The 16,956-nt window shown below is 49.7% G+C and carries 16 protein-coding genes; 2 read left to right on the plus strand and 14 right to left on the minus strand.

Features of this window, described 5'->3' with window-relative positions; genetic code table 11:
- Positions 1–59 precede the first annotated feature (59 nt).
- From OVA33_RS02555 to gerKA, 10 genes are all read right to left on the minus strand, one after another.
- The gene (locus OVA33_RS02555) at positions 60–1,406 is read right to left on the minus strand and encodes an MmgE/PrpD family protein (RefSeq protein WP_025650001.1); all 1,347 of its coding nucleotides are present in this window, start codon (positions 1,404–1,406) and stop codon (positions 60–62) included.
- Positions 1,403–2,554, minus strand: a complete 1,152-nt coding sequence (locus OVA33_RS02560) for a M20 peptidase aminoacylase family protein (protein ID WP_063636995.1) — start codon at positions 2,552–2,554, stop codon at positions 1,403–1,405. Before OVA33_RS02560 ends, OVA33_RS02555 begins: the two co-directional genes overlap by 4 nt.
- 17 nt (positions 2,555–2,571) lie before the next feature.
- Positions 2,572–3,321, minus strand: coding sequence for an amino acid ABC transporter ATP-binding protein (locus tag OVA33_RS02565; protein WP_003156349.1), 750 nt, complete (start codon positions 3,319–3,321; stop codon positions 2,572–2,574).
- Between the two features lie 13 nt (positions 3,322–3,334).
- Positions 3,335–4,009 carry an amino acid ABC transporter permease gene (locus OVA33_RS02570; protein ID WP_007410261.1) on the minus strand — a complete coding sequence of 225 codons (675 nt, stop codon included), beginning with the start codon at positions 4,007–4,009 and terminating at the stop codon, positions 3,335–3,337.
- 22 nt (positions 4,010–4,031) lie between these two features.
- Positions 4,032–4,823, minus strand: coding sequence for an amino acid ABC transporter substrate-binding protein (locus OVA33_RS02575; protein WP_014416894.1), 792 nt, complete (start codon positions 4,821–4,823; stop codon positions 4,032–4,034).
- Between the two features lie 28 nt (positions 4,824–4,851).
- Positions 4,852–5,343: a GNAT family N-acetyltransferase gene (locus OVA33_RS02580; protein ID WP_003156352.1), complete on the minus strand. Its 492-nt coding sequence runs from the start codon at positions 5,341–5,343 to the stop codon at positions 4,852–4,854.
- Between the two features lie 13 nt (positions 5,344–5,356).
- On the minus strand, positions 5,357–6,682 hold the full coding sequence (locus OVA33_RS02585; RefSeq protein WP_117364003.1) for an LLM class flavin-dependent oxidoreductase: 1,326 nt from the start codon (positions 6,680–6,682) through the stop codon (positions 5,357–5,359).
- A 168-nt stretch (positions 6,683–6,850) separates the two neighbouring features.
- Positions 6,851–7,969, minus strand: coding sequence for an endospore germination permease GerKB (locus tag OVA33_RS02590; RefSeq protein WP_063636997.1), 1,119 nt, complete (start codon positions 7,967–7,969; stop codon positions 6,851–6,853).
- Positions 7,970–7,993: 24 nt separating this feature from the next.
- Positions 7,994–9,220: a Ger(x)C family spore germination protein gene (locus tag OVA33_RS02595; protein ID WP_063636998.1), complete on the minus strand. Its 1,227-nt coding sequence runs from the start codon at positions 9,218–9,220 to the stop codon at positions 7,994–7,996.
- A complete protein-coding gene (gerKA, locus tag OVA33_RS02600) occupies positions 9,207–10,847 on the minus strand; it encodes a spore germination protein GerKA (protein WP_063636999.1) in 1,641 nt (546 codons plus the stop codon). The genes OVA33_RS02595 and gerKA overlap by 14 nt, the downstream gene beginning before the upstream one ends.
- A gap of 121 nt (positions 10,848–10,968) precedes the next feature.
- Here gerKA and OVA33_RS02605 point away from each other — a divergent pair, with 121 nt between their 5' ends.
- Positions 10,969–11,190, plus strand: coding sequence for a YczF family membrane protein (locus OVA33_RS02605; RefSeq protein WP_014720711.1), 222 nt, complete (start codon positions 10,969–10,971; stop codon positions 11,188–11,190).
- Between the two features lie 92 nt (positions 11,191–11,282).
- Here the strand turns inward: OVA33_RS02605 and OVA33_RS02610 are convergent, their stop codons facing one another.
- Positions 11,283–13,028 carry a right-handed parallel beta-helix repeat-containing protein gene (locus tag OVA33_RS02610; protein ID WP_017419281.1) on the minus strand — a complete coding sequence of 582 codons (1,746 nt, stop codon included), beginning with the start codon at positions 13,026–13,028 and terminating at the stop codon, positions 11,283–11,285.
- A gap of 278 nt (positions 13,029–13,306) precedes the next feature.
- Here OVA33_RS02610 and OVA33_RS02615 point away from each other — a divergent pair, with 278 nt between their 5' ends.
- Positions 13,307–14,785 (plus strand): peptide MFS transporter, encoded by a 1,479-nt coding sequence (locus tag OVA33_RS02615; protein ID WP_017419282.1) that lies wholly within the window; start codon positions 13,307–13,309, stop codon positions 14,783–14,785.
- Positions 14,786–14,827: 42 nt separating this feature from the next.
- On the opposite strand, the gene OVA33_RS02620 is transcribed toward OVA33_RS02615, so the two are convergent.
- The 3 genes from OVA33_RS02620 to bsdC are packed head-to-tail and all read right to left on the minus strand — an operon-like array spanning position 14,828 to position 16,955.
- Positions 14,828–15,289: a hypothetical protein gene (locus tag OVA33_RS02620; RefSeq protein WP_017419389.1), complete on the minus strand. Its 462-nt coding sequence runs from the start codon at positions 15,287–15,289 to the stop codon at positions 14,828–14,830.
- A complete protein-coding gene (locus OVA33_RS02625) occupies positions 15,289–15,516 on the minus strand; it encodes a non-oxidative hydroxyarylic acid decarboxylases subunit D (RefSeq protein WP_017419388.1) in 228 nt (75 codons plus the stop codon). Before OVA33_RS02625 ends, OVA33_RS02620 begins: the two co-directional genes overlap by 1 nt.
- A 17-nt stretch (positions 15,517–15,533) precedes the next feature.
- Positions 15,534–16,955, minus strand: a complete 1,422-nt coding sequence (gene bsdC / locus OVA33_RS02630) for a phenolic acid decarboxylase BsdC (protein ID WP_017419387.1) — start codon at positions 16,953–16,955, stop codon at positions 15,534–15,536.
- Between the last annotated feature and the right edge of the window lies 1 nt (position 16,956).

Consider the following 16,956-nt stretch of genomic DNA (forward strand, 5'->3'; position numbering starts at 1 on the left):
CCTATTCAATAGAAGTGAACGTAAAAAGAGCGAGGGCTGCATCCCCCCGCTCTTTTTATTTATATCAGCTGTAAATAACGGTCCATATTTGATTGTCGGGCTGCTTTGATCAATTCTTCCGCCTTTTCCTCTTCCCCCGGCAAAGCGAGCCGGAGTTTGTCTTCAATGTCTTTTTCAGAAAGGCCGTTTCCCGGCGCTCCCTTCGGACAGTCGATACGTGTTTCATAGACATGACCGCCGGAAGCCGTAACCCGTACAATTGTAAAACGGCCCTTCGGAACGGCGTTTTCAGCCGGCTGAATTTGTTCATCGCAGCTGCGGTGAATCCGCTCAAATCCTTTTTGAAAGGATTCCGGAATCGGCTCGGATGTGAAATGTTCAACTGAAAAATCCTTACCGTGCAAAGCTAAGGTGATCACATATTCCACGCTGAACCGTCCCGCTTCGCCTGTTTTCGGGCGCCGTTCTGTCAATGCGGCGTCCCCGCCCGGCGGATAAATCACTTCGATCCGTTCCGTTTGGCCGAAAGTGAGACCATGTTCGGCCTTCAGCTTGAGAATGGCGTCCGCCGCATGATGAGCCGCCGAGCAAAACGGATAAACCTTAAACCAAAGTCCCGGGCTCACAATCCGCCAAGGTTTTCCCCACCCGTTTACAAGCAGGGTTTCTGCCCGTTCAAGATCGCCGTACAGTCCGAAAAAACCTTTCTCCCCGTCGAGCGCATGAACTGAGCCGCCGAAACCGGCCTTTGCAAGCTTTACGGCGAACAACCCGGCTTGAGCGGCCAGTCCGGCGTGGAGCGGCTTCATTTCTGTCCCGAATTGCACTCTCATGCCTCCGGAGCGGGCAGCCGCAAACCCGATTGCTTTCTGCAATTGGGTTTGATTCAGATTCTCCGCGAATCCGACGGCGCATGCGGCCGCAATGGCACCTAACGTTCCTGTATTGTGCCAGCCTTTCTCGTAATGATGCCTTCCAGCTGACTCGCCGAGCCGCGCCATCACTTCGATTCCCGTCACATAAGCGCCGAGAAAACGGCTCTTGTCTATCCGGCCGGCTGATGCGGCTGCAATCAAAGCCGGAAGGATGACCGCGCTCGGATGTCCTCTTACATCAGAATGAACATCGTCAAAATCAAGCGCATGTGCGATGAATCCGTTAATGAGCGCGGATTGGGACGGCGTGGTTTTTTGATTTCTGCCGATAAGCGGCGCTATCGGCACCCCGCCTTCTTCTTCGGCCAGTTTTACCAGCTTTTCAACTCCTTTATCCCGTCTCCCCGCACAAGCCGCCGCTGTAAAATCAAGCAGTCCTTTGCGCGCTTCTTTCATCGCTTCGGCGGATGTTTCCGGTACAGACGACATGACGGCCTGAGCAAGTCCGGCCGTCAGATTTTCCGTATTCATTCCGTCTGCTCCAATACATTGACGGCAAGCCGGGCGAAAAACTCAGCCGCTTTCGGGAGCGCTTTTTCGTCGAGTGTGAAGGCGGGATGGTGCCATTCTTCTGTTCCGTTTGTTCCCATCCAGACGAAGAAGCCGGGGATTTTTTCTTGATATAGCGCGAAGTCTTCGCCGCCGGGCGACTGTTCTGCCCGAACGGTTTGAAGCCCGAGATCTTCAGCCGTTTGTTCCGCCGCCTGTATGAAACGGGCGTCGTTCATCACTGACGGCAGGTAAGGAAACCAGCGGAAGTCAGCCTCTGCCCCGAATCCGGCCGCGATTCCTTCAGCAACCCGCTTCATATGTTTCGGAACAGCGTCACGCGCTTCCTTTTGAAACGTCCGGACGGTGCCTTCCATTTCAACATGGTCCGGGATGACATTCCAAGAGCTGCCGCCCTGAACTCTTGTGATGCTGACGACGGCATTGTGAAGCGAGCTGATATTTCTGCTGACAACTGATTGCAGGCCGCCGATGATCTGCCCTGCCGCCTGAATCGGATCAATGCTGTTATCAGGGATTCCGGCGTGGCCGCCTTTTCCTTTAACGGTGATTTCAAAGCGGTCGACACTCGCCATCAGCGGGCCTTCTTTCAGTCCGACCGTGCCGACGGGGAGGTCAGGTTTGTTATGCATGCCGAATATCGCCGATACACCGTCAAGCGCGCCGGCTTCAATGACCTGTCTTGCTCCGGCGGCGATTTCTTCTGCGGGCTGAAAAATAAACCGCACCGTTCCTTTCAGCTCATGCTTTCTCTCATTTAATAAGAAAGCCGTGCCGAGAATAGATGCCGTATGGAAATCATGGCCGCAGGCGTGCATCACGCCGCTGTTTCGCGAAGCAAACGGAAGGTTTGTTTTCTCTTCGATCGGCAGTGCGTCGATGTCCGCTCTGACGGCGATGACGGGGCCGCTTTTGTCTCCTTTGATTTCAGCGATCACTCCGGTTTGAAGTTTCGGCACATCAAGAACCGTGATTCCTTCTTCCTCCAGCCAGCGGCGGATTTTATTCGTCGTTTCGTATTCCTCGCCTGACAGCTCAGGGTGTTCATGAAGGTCGCGGCGGATATTGATTAAACGTTTGTTTAATGATTCATACGTTTCATTTGCCATTTCTTCTTCTTCCCTTCTTAGACAAGTTCGGCGGGCTCTCCCACTTGCTTAATGAATTTTTTCGTCCGTTCGTTCTGCGGATTGTCAAACAGCTCTTCCGGCGTTCCCTGTTCGATGATGCGTCCGTCTGCCATAAAAATAACCTTGTCGGCCACTTCACGAGCAAAAGCCATCTCATGCGTGACAATGATCATGGTTGTCTGTTTTTCGGCAATTGATTTGATGACTTGGAGCACCCCGGCTACAAGCTCAGGGTCAAGGGCCGAAGTCGGTTCATCCAGTAAAATCGCGTGAGGATCAACAGCCAAGGCGCGCGCAATCCCGATCCGCTGCTGCTGCCCGCCTGACATCGTAATCGGGTAGCTGTCCGCTTTGTGTTCTAAACCGACTTGCCGCAGCAGATCCATACCGATCTGTTCCGCTTCTTTTTTCGGTTTCTTTTGCGCGGTGATCAGCGCCTCTGTCACATTTTGCAGGGCGGTTTTGTTTTTGAACAGGTTGTAATTCTGAAACACCATCGCCGTCTGCTGGCGAAGCTTATGAACGTCTTTGCGCGAATAGGACGCTGCATTCAGTTTTGCATCACCGATTTCAATGATGCCGTCATCCGGGCGCTCCAGCAGATTCAAACAGCGGAGGAGCGTTGATTTTCCCGAGCCTGACGGGCCGATGATGGCCGTGACTTCGCCGCTTTTGATCTCAAGATCGATCCCGTCAAGTACGGTAAGGTCTTTAAATGCTTTTCGAATATGTCTGACTTGTATCATCCTGAGCCTCCTCCTATGTGCGATAAGGCTTGCTGATCGCCCGTTCGAGCAGATCCTGCAGCACACTGTAAATAATCGTAAGAATCCAGTACATGACCGCGACGGCTAAATACGTCTCAAAATATTTGAGGTTGCCTGATGCGTACATTTTTCCTTGGGCGAACATTTCCATCACTCCTAATGTAAAGGCGAGCGATGTTTCTTTTAACAGGCCGATAAATGTATTTCCCGTCGCGGGAAGCGCGTTTCTGACGGCTTGCGGGAAAATGATCCGTCTGTACGCCTGGGATTTTGTCATTCCGACAGACAGACAGGCTTCAAGCTGCCCCTCATCGACTGAGTTGAGCGCCGCGCGGAAGATTTCGGCCAAGTAGGCGGCATTCTTCAGGCTTAACCCGATAATCGCCGCAGTTAACGCCGTCATCTTGCTCATTCCGGGAAACAGCTGAGGCAGGCCGTAATAAATTAAGAAAAGCTGCACGAGCGTCGGCACGCCCCGGAAAAATGAAATATACACCTTTGACAGCTGGTGAAGCACAGGAACACGATTTTTTGTGATAAGCGCTAATATAAGGCCGCCGATCACGGCAAATACCATGGCCGCGACGGCCATTAGTAATGTGATCGGCAAGGCTTCGATTAACGCGGGAAAAGCTGAAAACATAAATCCCCAATCAATGCTGTTCATTCTCGAATTTCACCGCCGTTTCTTAATGCTTTGCTTCCGTTGTGATATCTTCGTTAAAGTACTTTTCAGACAGCTTTTTCAGAGTGCCGTCTTTCCGCAGGTCTTCAATGGCTTTGTTTACTTTTTTGCGGATTTTATCGTGAGCCGCATCTTTCGCAAACGGGAAAGCGACTTTTTCATAGACAATCGGGTCTCCTGCTAATTTCAGAGGCAGACCGGTCTTTTTGATCTGGGCGATCAGGACGCTGCGGCTGTTTACATAAGCGTCAACCCGTCCGTAAGCCACGTCTTTCAGCGTGCCTTCTTGTGTTTCATATGTTTTAATGTTGATTTTTTTATCCGGGTCCTTGCTCTCAAGGTTTTTCGCGTGGTTTGAGCCCAGAACGGCCGCCACTGTTTTTCCTTTTAGATCGTTGACTGATTTGATGTCTTTGTTATCGTTTTTGACGACGATTTGAGTGCCCGCATACGAATACGGTTCTGTAAAGTTATACGTTTTCTTGCGTTCGTCCGTGACAGCGACCTGGTTAGAGATGGTATCGAGTTTGCCGGTCTGGAGCTCTCCCATCAGACCGCTGAATTCAAGCAGCTTCCAGTCCAGTTTCATGTTGATTTTTTTCGCGACGGCTTCCATGACATCCACGTCAAAGCCGGTCAGCTTGCCGTTTTCTTTATATGCGAACGGATAGCTTTGTCCGGTGGCGCCTACATGCAGTACGTTATCGCCGCCTTCGCTTTCTTTTCCGTTTCCGCATGCTGATAAGACCGCCAAAAGCGCGGCAGACAGCAGCAAAGCCCATGTTTTCTTCTTCATTGAAATCCCGCCTTTTCCTATTAAAATGTTAATCCTGCAATTGTTTTTTTAAATAAATGGTGATGTGCCCTTTTCCTAAATCCTTTTCGCCTGCACGGACGTAGCCTTTCCGCTCGTACATGCCGATCAGCCACGGATGCTTGTCCGCTGTGCCCAGTGACACGAAAGGCGCTTTTAATGTATCGCGGAGCACTGTATTCTCCAGCCACTCCAGCATGTCCGAGCCCGTCCCTTTTTTTCCGGTTTCAGGATCGACGGCGAACCACCAAATATGAGGGACACCATACGGCCCGGGATTCGGCCCCCACGGCATCCGCAGAGAAATCGTCGCCAGAATCCGTCCGTCTTCTTCCAAAACGTAACAGGCGTTTTTTTGTATGTTATTCAAAACGAGCTCCTTATCCGCCGTGGCAGCGGCAAAGTTGATGCCGAGCTTGCGGATCGGTTCATACGCCCGCAGTGTCAGTGAAAGCAGCTCATCAGCGTCTGCCTCCGTTGCGAGCCGGTATTGTCTTGACATGATGAGCCCTCCTTTAGCCGGCATATCGGTTTGCCGGTTTTTCCAGTCCGAAATGTTCTCTGAGCGTCGTTCCTTCATACTCTTTTCTGAACACGCCCCGTTCTTGTAAAATCGGAATCACTTTGTCTACAAAAAGAGTGAGACCTTCAGGCAAAAGCGGCGGCATGATGTTAAAACCGTCACAAGCTTGTTTTCCGACCCATTCTTCCATCTTATCGGCAAGCTGTTCCGGCGTTCCGACAAAGATATGATGGCCTCTTGAACCCGCCACATATTTGTAAAGTTCGCGGATGGTCATGTTATCGCGTTTGGCCATCTCCTGAACGAGCTTGAACCGGCTTTTAACGGCATTCGACGCATCCGCATCCAATTCAGGCAGCGGGCCGTCAAGCGGGAAGGCGGAAAGGTCGACGCCGCCCAGATAGTTTTGCAGAATGTTCAGGCCGACAGACGGAATGATGAGGTCTTGGAGCTCTTCATATTTTGCCTTTGCTTCTTCTTCGGTATCGGCGATAACGGGAAAAATTCCCGGCATGATCGCGATTTTTTCAGGATCACGGCCGAAAGAAGCCGCTTGTTCTTTAATAGATTGATAGAAATCCTGCGCGGATTCCAAATGATTTTGCGCGGTGAAAATGACCTCCGCCGTTTTGGCGGCCAGCGCTTTTCCGTCTCCTGATGATCCGGCCTGAATAATGACCGGGCGCCCTTGAGGTGTGCGGGCGACATTTAACGGCCCTCTCACGGAGAAATATGTTCCTTTATGGTTCAATTCATGCATTTTGTCTTTATCAAAAAATGCTCCTGATTCTTTGTCACAGATAAAGGCGTCTTCCTCCCACGAATCCCATAATCCTTTGACGACTTCAACGAATTCTTCCGCGCGCTGATATCTGAGATGGTGCTCAAGATGCTTTTCGCCGCTGAAATTAAGCGCGGTCGATTCAATCGAAGATGTGACGACATTCCAGCCCGCGCGGCCGTTGGAAAGATGATCAAGCGATGCAAATTGTCTCGCGATATGGAACGGTTCGCTGTATGTGGTAGATGCGGTCGCCGTCAGACCGATGCGGGATGTGACCTGAGCGAGCGCCGACAGCAGCGTAAACGGCTCAAAGCGCGTCAGCACATTCGGATGTGATTTGCCGTCTATTGATAAACTGTCCGCCAAAAACAGCATGTCCAATTTCCCCCGCTCAGCCGTTTTCGCCAGTTCTTTGAAATAATCCAAATTCATGCTCGCGTCCGCCGGTGCCTGAGGATGTCTCCAAGAAGCGACATGATGGCCGGTGCCCGCGAGAAACACACCGAGTTTGATTTCTTTTTTCTTTGTCATGATGGATCTCCTTCTATTCTGAAATACGGTTCGGAAAATATTAACACCACTAAACCTATATTTCCTAGTAATTTTATAAGAATAAATCAAAATGTACAATTGTCAGGCAAGTTTGTCAATGCATGAAGACAAAAATCATGATATTTAAAAAAACCCGGCGCACCGGCCGGGTTATTTCTTCGAAACTGTATAGACGCTCCCTTTGACTTTTTTCTTGATCACGGCAATGATAAGCAGCAAAACGGGGAACAGCACTTGAAACGGAAGATGAATATAGATCGGCACAATTTTTAAGCCTTCATTCATGTGTTCCGAAAAATTGCTTGCGATGCTGATGGAGAGAATCAGTACTCCCAATCCGACCGGCAAGGCCAGCTGGGACGGATTTTTCTCTTTAAACAGCGTGGAGACCCCCACGACAACCGAATATGTAAAAAGACTGACTTTGAAAAAACCGCCGATGACGAGCACGAGCATAAAAAAGACATCCAGCCGGTCTAAAAACTCTTCCACTTTAATCGTCTGTATGGTGCTCAGCAGCGGGAATTGAGAGCGGAGCATTAAGTTGACGTCCAGCACACAAATATTAATCGCCACCGACATCGCCAAAAACAGACCGCTGATGATAATCGCCAGAAATCCTGTTTTCTTCACTTTTTTCCGATCTTTTAAGTAAGGGAAAATCATGACAAACACGATTAATTCACCGAACGGGATGAACATGGTCTGTTTAAACACGGAATAAATGACTGTCCCCATGCCTTCCGCTAAGACAGGCTGGAGAAATCTGAGGTTTATCGTGCCGGAGCTGATAAGGAGGATCAGCCCGATGGCCGTCAGGAAATACATAATGCCAAACAGCAGCTCGCCGGCTCTCGCTATGACTTCAATTCCCTTTCTGACCGCAAATATCGCAGCAATCATCAGCATGGCATTCACAATGACAAGCGGTGTGTCCTGATAGGCGAAGGTGACAAGCATTTCGCCAAAATCCCTCAATACACGGGCGGCGATATAAGCAAAATAGAGAATATAGAGAAGAAAGACCGCCCAGCTCAGATGCCTGCCGATCAGTTCGTTCATGTAATCTCTCGGAGAAGACTCAGGAAAATACTGATACAGCGCCTGATAAACGTAGAAAAGTCCGAGACCGACAACGCACCCGAGAAGCACGGACAGCCATGCATCCCGTCCGGCCATCGTGCCCGGCGGGATCAATAACGAACTGCCCAATTCAAACAAAATGATCATAATAAACAGCTGACGCGTGCCGATTTTGGCATTTTCCATGTGCTTTGCTCCTTTCTCCTCAAATCAATCATGCTGGAGCTCGTCTGAAAGAGGATTATTCCGCAAGCCCGTTCTTCTGATGATGACTTCCGTTTTTACATCCACGGGGAGATTAGGAAAGATTTCTTCATCCCACTTCCCTTTTAACTTTTTCCATTTATGCGGATGCTGCCGATAAATCAGGTCTCCGAAGCCGATGAAATCATTCTTATGAGCCTTAATATCTTCAATAGATTTGGTGATATCTTTGTCAAGCTGCGCGCTGAGCGCCTTTTGCATGGTCATCAGCACTTTCGGATCAGACAGATGGAAAGGGTATCTGACGGCGTCCACCAGCCCCTCGACCTCAGCATGAACGTGAATATGCGGTTTCCCGCCCGGAAAAGTGGCCGTCACCTTCGTATTCTGGCGGGTGACCTGCAGACTGATTGCATGCTTAACGTTCTTCCAATCCGCATTGATGAACGTATGCTTGATCCTATTGAGCAGCCATACAGCCCCCACACTGTCGTCATCCTCAATCCAGTAATCCAGCCTCCCATCCTTTTTGAACACCGCCAGTCCGTCCGCTGACAGCACTGCTTTCGGTTCAGTCGTCTGCGTATTTTCCATTGTAGGGCCGGCTTTTTCGTCTCCGTGCATTTCATAACCCGGTATAAACGGCGACCCGGTCGGAGAAGCGAGATCAATCAGAACGTCCTGAAGGCTGGTTTTAATGACTCTGCCGTATTGTTCCTGCGTGAAGCTGAGCGTCTTGTTCACTTTATTGGAAGGGATTTTATCAATCGGCGTCAGCACTTTAATAATGTCTTCAGCCTTGCAATTATGCGCGATAACCGCGGTTGCGGTCGTCCTGAATTCGGTGTCGCGGTCAAGATTGTCCAGAATAAAACTGAGCCCTTCCTCTTTCGCCAGTTTTTCACTGAACACCACGAGATTCGTATGCGCAAAATAGAGCCTTCTGGACACTTTCATCGAGCCTTTTCTCAAAGCTTCCGTCATATTGTCTCCGGACACCGAATAGACGGAAACCGGAGGCCGGTCTCCCGCTCCGCCGCCCTGCAGACCGCCGGCCACATTTCCCGGATTGATAATTTGAAAATGAAGGACATATTTTCCCGTTTCGGTCCGGTCAATACCGATGGCGGAGATCACCGCCAAATCGGTCAGCTCCCTTTTATCCCAGCATCCGGATACAAACATAAGGGAAACCATCGTACAAAGGATAAGCATCCATTTACGTCTTTTCATTACCGTCGCCCTCTTCTAGATCTTTATTAACCATTCCTCTGGAAGTCTCCGGTTTCGGTCTTTGATGTTCCCCTTGGCGCCTGTTGTTTTCCTGCACGAGCAGTCCCGGCCTTTTTTCATCCGCCCATAACGGAGCGCGGAGGAGGGAATCTTTCAGCCCGCCCGGGGTTAAAGGAGCGAGCGGGGACATATACGGAAATCCGAATGAACGCAGGCCGCACAGATGGACAAACATCATGATAATGCCCAGAATCAGCCCGTAAAATCCCATGACCGCCGCCGACAGAATAAAGAGAAACCGGATCAGGCGCGCAGATATCGCCATGTCAAAAGCCGGGGTCGCAAAGCTGGCAATCGCCGTCAGCGCGACGACGATAACCATGGCCGGGGAAACGATGCCGGCCTGTACGGCGGCCTGGCCGATGACGAGCGCTCCAACTATAGAAACGGCGGAACCCGCAACTCTCGGAAGACGGACGCCCGCCTCCCTGAGAATCTCGAAGGCCACTTCCATCGTCAGCGCTTCAATGACGGCCGGAAACGGGACCGTCTCCCGCTGGGCGGCGATGACAATCAGCAGCTGCGTCGGAATCATTTCCTGATGAAAGGTCGCCGCCGCCACATAAATCCCCGGCGCCACCAGTGAAATGAAGAATATCAAAACCCGAAGCAGCCTGATGCTTGTAGCGATATCAAATCGTGAATAATAATCCTCAACTGATTGAAAAAATTGAATAAATAAGGCCGGTGCGAGGAGAACAAACGGCGTTCCATCCACGATAATCGCAAATCTTCCTTCCAGCAGATTTCCCGCAACAACGTCCGGACGTTCCGTATGATACACAGTGGGAAACACGGAAAACGGCGCGTCTTCTATAAGCTGCTCAATGTAGCCGGATTCCAGAATGCTGTCGATATCAATGTGCTTCAGCCGCTTGCGGACTTCCTTAATCAGCTTTTTTTCACAAATTCCGTTGATATACATCAGCGCGACGTCCGTATTCGTCTCGTGTCCGATCTCCATTTTTTCAACCCATACATCAGGCGTTTTTACATACCTGCGGATCATGGAAATATTGGTTTGCAGAGATTCTGTGAATCCCTGCCGCGGGCCGCGGAAGGACACCTGAGTGCTCGGCTCTTGAATGGACCGGTGTTCCCCTCCTTCCGTACTGGCGATCAGCGCCTTGTCAGCCCCGTCGACAAAAATGAGCGTGCTGCCCGCCACCAGCCCGGCAAAAAGGCTTTTCCATTTCTCTTCCTCTTTTACTCCGCCGATCGCAAGCGTTTTTTCGTATATCAGGCAGACCGCTTGTTCCGGCTGAACGGACGGAATATCGATTAAATCTTCCAGAAGAGATTGGCTGACAAGCTGTTCGTCTACCAAACCGGCGATATACACAATCGCGGCCGGAAGCTCTTCCTTTCCGATTTTCAGCCGGCGGATAACGACATCAGCACTGTTGCCGAACCTCGCAGACAGCTTCTTCATATTTTTCTCTAAGCTGAGGGAGATCGGCTCCTCCCGCTCTTTGTCTGATTTGTTTTCCGGTTCTTTTCTGTCTTCATTGCCACGGTCGTTTTGATCGGCTTTTTTTTGTTTCTTCTGCTTAAAAAATGGCGGCATATCGCAAAAAACCTTTCCTCGTTTTTTTCATATTCTTCCTGTACGGCAAAAGATTATGCACGGCGGAAAGTCTGTATAAGTTCTGCGTAATCGAAAAGGATAAAAAGGGAGAGTGATGCGCATGAAAATATTGGGGGTTTCATTTTTTTTGCTTGCTGCCTGTCTGATCATTTCAGTAACGATGGATATGCTGCAAGGTTTCAGTTTCTATGGAGCGGTCCAAAACAACCTGTCCGCTTTTAAATTGACCACCTTCTCAGAATGGCTGATGCTGTTTTTATTCGCCCTCTTTTTAATCAGAGAAATGATCGTTTTATATAAATCAGGTAAAAAAGATGCCTGACAGGCGCACGGCTGTATTGTGTCAAAAAAGAACACATCCCTCCTTCTTTCGGAGTTCATGTGTTCTTTTTATGTTTCCGGCGCAGATTGTTCTCAGATGACGATATTTCCGCTTTCCGTATCTGTCGTGTGTTTCACAATGACGCCTTTGATAATGCGGTTGCCGATGATTTTAGTACTTACGGAGGAATTGGTTTGGATGGCGGAAGCAGAAGCGGCGGAAAGGTTGTTGATGGTATTGCCCGACACGAGGGAATTGGAGGCTCCGTTCAGATAGATGCCGATCGGGCTGCCCGCCGTTCGGTTGATCGTGAGCGTATTGTCTATGACTTCATGCGTGCCTGAGTTCAGATACACGGTAACGATAAGCGGTGATGATTCAAAGCGGTTGCTGATGACAGAGGTTCCCGAGGATGTTGAACTGAAAATGGGATAGTTTTTATAGTTCTTAAAGAGATTGCCTTTGATGACAGCCCCGGCGTCATTTGTCACAGATACGGCATAGGACTCCGCGGCGCCCTGATACGCATTCGGAATCAGCGTATTTCCTTCAATAACGGCATTTCCGCCTGTGACCCATATGCCCCGGCTGAACGATTTCAGCACATTTTGTTTTACAATGATACTGCCGGCCGACATGCTGATTCCGTCTGTCACCTGATTCAGAGTGTTATTCGTAAAGACGGCGTTCTCCGAAAGCGTCGCCCGCATCCCCGTGCTTCGTCTCGTTTCGGAACGTCCGTTTTCAATGACATTGCCGTCAACGGTCACATCTTCTGCCTGATAGACGGAAATGCCCGTATTTTCAAATTGATTAATTTTGTTGTGGGTGACGAGGACGCTTTTTCCCCTTACATCTATTCCGGTGGAAAACCCGGTAATCAGATTGTTGGAAATGACGGCATTGCTGCTGTCCTGTCCTTGTGACACACCTTGTCCGGCGACTGCGGTCCTTGAGCCGCCGTCTGACCGAAAGAAGACATTCCCCGAAATGACGGTATGTGCCCCGTACCCGTAGCTGATTGTGTTATCGCAATGATTTCCTTCAATTAACACATTATATCCGTTAAAATTGGTGACTGAGCTTGCGGCGTTTCCGGAAAAGAAGTTGTTGCGGACCGTAATATAAAGAGCTTCTTCATAATCAATATCGCCTTCTCCGTACGATTCAATATCGATTCCGAATTTCGGAGCCGTTCCGTTCCCTTGCCCGGCGTCTTCAATCACGCATTCTTCCACCGTAACGGTATTGCAGCCGGTGATTGAAATGTTGTTCCGTCTTGACTGCCTGATCTCACAGCGGCGGATGGTCACACGTTCTGATGTTTCGTAATCACTGTTTGTTTTTAAACCGAGCGGGCTGACAATAATGCCGTCTCCCGTAAAATCCGATATTTTCACATTTTCGATCAGCACATTGCTGCTGCCTTCAATACAGATACCAAATCCCCATTCATGAGTCGACCGTAAAGGAACATTGGTATACGTGTGTTCATCCCGTTCCCCGATGATGCGGCCGCCGGTGATAGTGACATTTTCCCGCCTGCCTATATAGAAAGCCGAATAACCCCAGGAGCTGTTCGGCGACACTTTAATCGTGCATTCCGGATCCATGATGATGGAGAGATGGCTCGGCACATTAATTCCCGCGTTCCTAAACGGCTGGCTTTTGTCACCGCCGAGCGTGCCGTTGATTTTATATGTTCCGGGCGGAAAAAACACCGTATGACTGCCCTCACTGACAGCTTTGGCCAAGCATTGATTGATGGCGGCCGTCACATCGGCAGTCCCGTCTGCTGCCACACCGCAATCCGTAATATCCAATATACGATTCGGCAAGTGATAATCTCCTCCTTCCTCTCTTATTGTCATCTTATTCCGCCATATCCCGCTCCGCCTGTACATACTTTAAATTTTATTAAAAAAGTTTATAAAGATAGTTTAGTCAGATAATATAACAAAATAAGTCATTGGAATCAGGAAAATTCGTCTATATTAAACGTTTTAATATCTTTTCATTCTGGATTTTTTTGAATTCAGTATAAATTATATTGACACAAGTATTATATAAGAATATGATTTTTGTAATACACTTTTTTAAGAAAGGGTTGGCTCAGGTGGCATCTATTGATAAGGAATCTATAACAGAAACTGTGCCGCAACGAGGCTTTTTCGGTCATCCCCGCGGCTTGTTCACACTGTTTTTCACCGAATTTTGGGAGCGTTTCTCCTACTATGGTATGAGAGCCATATTGCTTTACTATTTATACACGGAAGTCGCTCATGGCGGTCTCGGCTTTGATAAAACGACCGCAGTTGCCATCATGTCCATATACGGATCTCTCGTATATATGTCGAGCGTCATCGGCGGATGGCTGGCCGACCGGGTATTCGGCACGGCAAACACCGTATTTTACGGCGGAATTTTAATTATGTTCGGGCACATCGCTCTTGCCTTCCCCGGCAGCACGGCGGCGTTTTTTACCAGCATGGCTCTGATCATTATCGGAACCGGCCTGCTTAAACCAAACGTATCCAGCGTTGTCGGAGATTTATATATGAAGGAAGACGAGCGCCGCGACTCAGGTTTCAGCATCTTTTACATGGGGATCAACCTCGGCGGATTGCTTGCGCCGCTAATTGTCGGAACACTCGGACAGAAGTACAACTACCACTTAGGCTTCGGATGCGCCGCGGCCGGTATGTTCCTCGGACTGATTGTTTTCGCTCTTACGAGAAAGAAATACCTCGGCAAAGCAGGCTCCAATGTACCGAATCCGATTTCTAAATCATCAGTGATCGGCACGGGAATCGGAGTGGTCATCGCAGCAGCCGTTATTATCGTTCTGATTCAAACCGGCTGGCTGACGATCCAGCGTGTGATTGACACCGTCAGTATCCTCGGCATTGTCATTCCGGTTATTTACTTTATCGTGATGTTCACAAGCAAAAAAGCGACGAAAACGGAAAAATCACGGCTTGCGGCTTATGTTCCGCTGTTTATTGCAGCGGCAATGTTCTGGGCGATTCAGGAGCAGGGCGCGACGATTCTTGCTTTATATGCGGATCAGCGCACGAGACTTTCCTTTGCGGGCATGCATCTTGAGTCTTCATGGTTCCAGTCTCTGAACCCGTTATTCATCGTTATTTTTGCGCCGGTGTTCGCGTGGATCTGGATGAAGCTCGGCAAACGCCAGCCTTCAACACCGATTAAATTCGCGATCGGCATTATCCTTGCCGGATTATCATTTTTAGTCATGGTGCTTCCGGTTATGGGCGGAAGCGGCGAGCTTGTGAGCCCGCTTTGGCTTGTGCTCAGCTTCCTTTTGGTTGTGCTTGGTGAGCTTTGCCTTTCACCGGTCGGTTTATCCGTCACAACAAAACTTGCGCCTGCAGCTTTCTCAGCGCAGACGATGAGCATGTGGTTTTTAACAAACGCCTGCGGTCAAGCCCTGAACGCAAAAGTAGTCGGTTTGTTTGATAAGATTTCTGAAGCGGCCTACTTCGGCTCAATCGGTCTTGTTTCGATCATTCTCGGTATTATTTTAATTCTTCTGTCTCCCGTCATTAAACGGGCGATGAAAGGCGTACAATAAAAGAAAAGCCTGCGGAATCGTCCGCAGGCTTTTTTTATGCGTCTATCGTTTTAACTCCTCAAGTGTTTCTCTCCATCTCTTCAAGACATCTTCCGGTTCGTGGAGCTGGATGGCCGGTCCGGATGTCAGATCCGCGTATTTCGCCCGATCTTCCTTGACGGTGATCACGCGGCAGCTGAACCGTTCCCGCTCGTGTTTCGCCTCTTTCAGCGGCGGAAGCGCCTTACATTCCAATGTGACGTAATAGGCGGCTCCACCGTGCCAGGCGATGAAAAGAGCTTGTCCCGAATGCAGCAGGCTTTTTACAGTCGTCGTGTTTTTCCATAAGGCGATCCGGAGATTTGTGCTGCTCACGGCCAGAATCTCACCGGCGCTGATCATGGCCGCGTGCGGACGGCCTTGTTTTGTCACGGATTGCAGTACAAATGCATCGTGCTGCTTTTTCTCAAGCTCCGTCCCGTCTAAAAGCGTGTAAAGGGCTTCCGGCAAATGCTCCGTCAGCATTACGCTTTTCTTTCCGGAACAGCGGGAACATGTGTGGCCGTCTCCGTTTCTTTCGGATCAATTTTAAATGCCGGGTTGAATGTTTCCGGATTCGTGATGCTTTCCGGTTCACAGGATCTCCATGTAAAAAAGCAGGTTTGGCATTGGTATATTTCCCAAGCGCCTTTGACCGGCGATTGGCTGACGGTTTCTCCTTTTTTCGATTCACAGCGCGGGCATGTTTTCATTGCAAACTCATCCTTTCTTATTGATTCATTAAGTCCATCAGTTTTTGTTCCCACTCTTTTGTTGTCAGCGGAGAATCAAGCGGCTGCGAATAATGGCCTCTTGTTTCCGGCGCGGCAGGCGTTGTGGCGTCAAGAATCATTTTGTGTGTCATCCCTGCCGGATCAGACCCCGGGTCAAGCGGAAGAACGGACAGGTCAGGAATAATGACTGCGTCGTGTTTCGGATGCATTTTCGTTGAAAGCGCCCACATGACTTGCGGCAGATTAAACGGATCGACATCCTCATCCACGACAATGACCATTTTGCAGTAGCCGAGTCCGTGCGGTGTTGTCAGGGCGCGCATGCCGACCGCCTTAGCAAAGCCGCCGTATCGTGTTTTCGTTGAAATGATGGCGATCAGACCGTGCGTATACATGGCATTGACGGCGACGATTTCGTTCGGATATGCTTCCTTCAGCTGCTGGTAAAGAGGCACACATGTATTAATGCCGATCATATAGTCGCACTCCGTCCACGGCATGCCTAAGTACAAATGTTCAAAAATCGGATTGTTTCTATGATATACACGTTTGATTTTGATCACCGGCATGCTGCGGCCGCCTGAATAATGACCCGTGAACTCACCAAAAGGGCCTTCGTATTCCCGTTCTCCCGCGAGAATCTCTCCTTCCAGAACGACTTCGGCGCCCCACGGGATGTCTAAGTCGGACAGCTTGGATTTGACGATTCTGTAAGGCTCCCCTTGAATCGCTCCGGCCATTTCATACTCGGATTGATCGTATAACAGCGGAGTTGACGCGGCCGTCGTAATCACCGGCTCACAGCCCAGCGCGATCGTAACGGGAAGATTCACGCCCCGTTCTTCAGCCTGGCGAAGATGAATCGCAATATCATGCTGAGGCACGGGCTGGATGCCGAGGCGGTCTTTTCCCTTCACCTGCATTCTGTAAATGCCGACATTCTGCTTGCCGAAATTGTCCGGGTCTTCAAGATCGCGGGAAATGACGCACGCTTTATCCAAATAATAGCCGCCGTCTCCCTGGTTGATTCTGAATAACGGAAGGATGTCAAAAAGATTGATGTCTTCCGTTATTTCATTTTCATGAAACGGCGCAGTTTCTTCCCGTTTGACCGATACCGGAAATGAATCGTACCGTTTGGCGAACTCAAAGAATTGTTCTTTTACAGGCGTATCTTTCGGCATGCCGAGCATCATCGCGTGATTCGGCCACGAGCCGATGACATTCAGAGCCACCTGAGCATCGTGATGTCCGTAAATATTGTTAAACAAAAGCGCAGGGGTTTTATCCCCGAGATTGCTGGCTGCACGCGCGGCGGCGCCCAGGTCCGGCTCCGGTTTTACCTCTTCATTGACGGTTAAGAGCTGCCCTTCTTTTTCAAGAGCGGCGAGAAATTCCCTAAAATCCTGATAGGCCATT

This window comes from Bacillus sp. KICET-1 (assembly GCF_027721405.1).
Lineage (GTDB): Bacteria > Bacillota > Bacilli > Bacillales > Bacillaceae > Bacillus > Bacillus velezensis.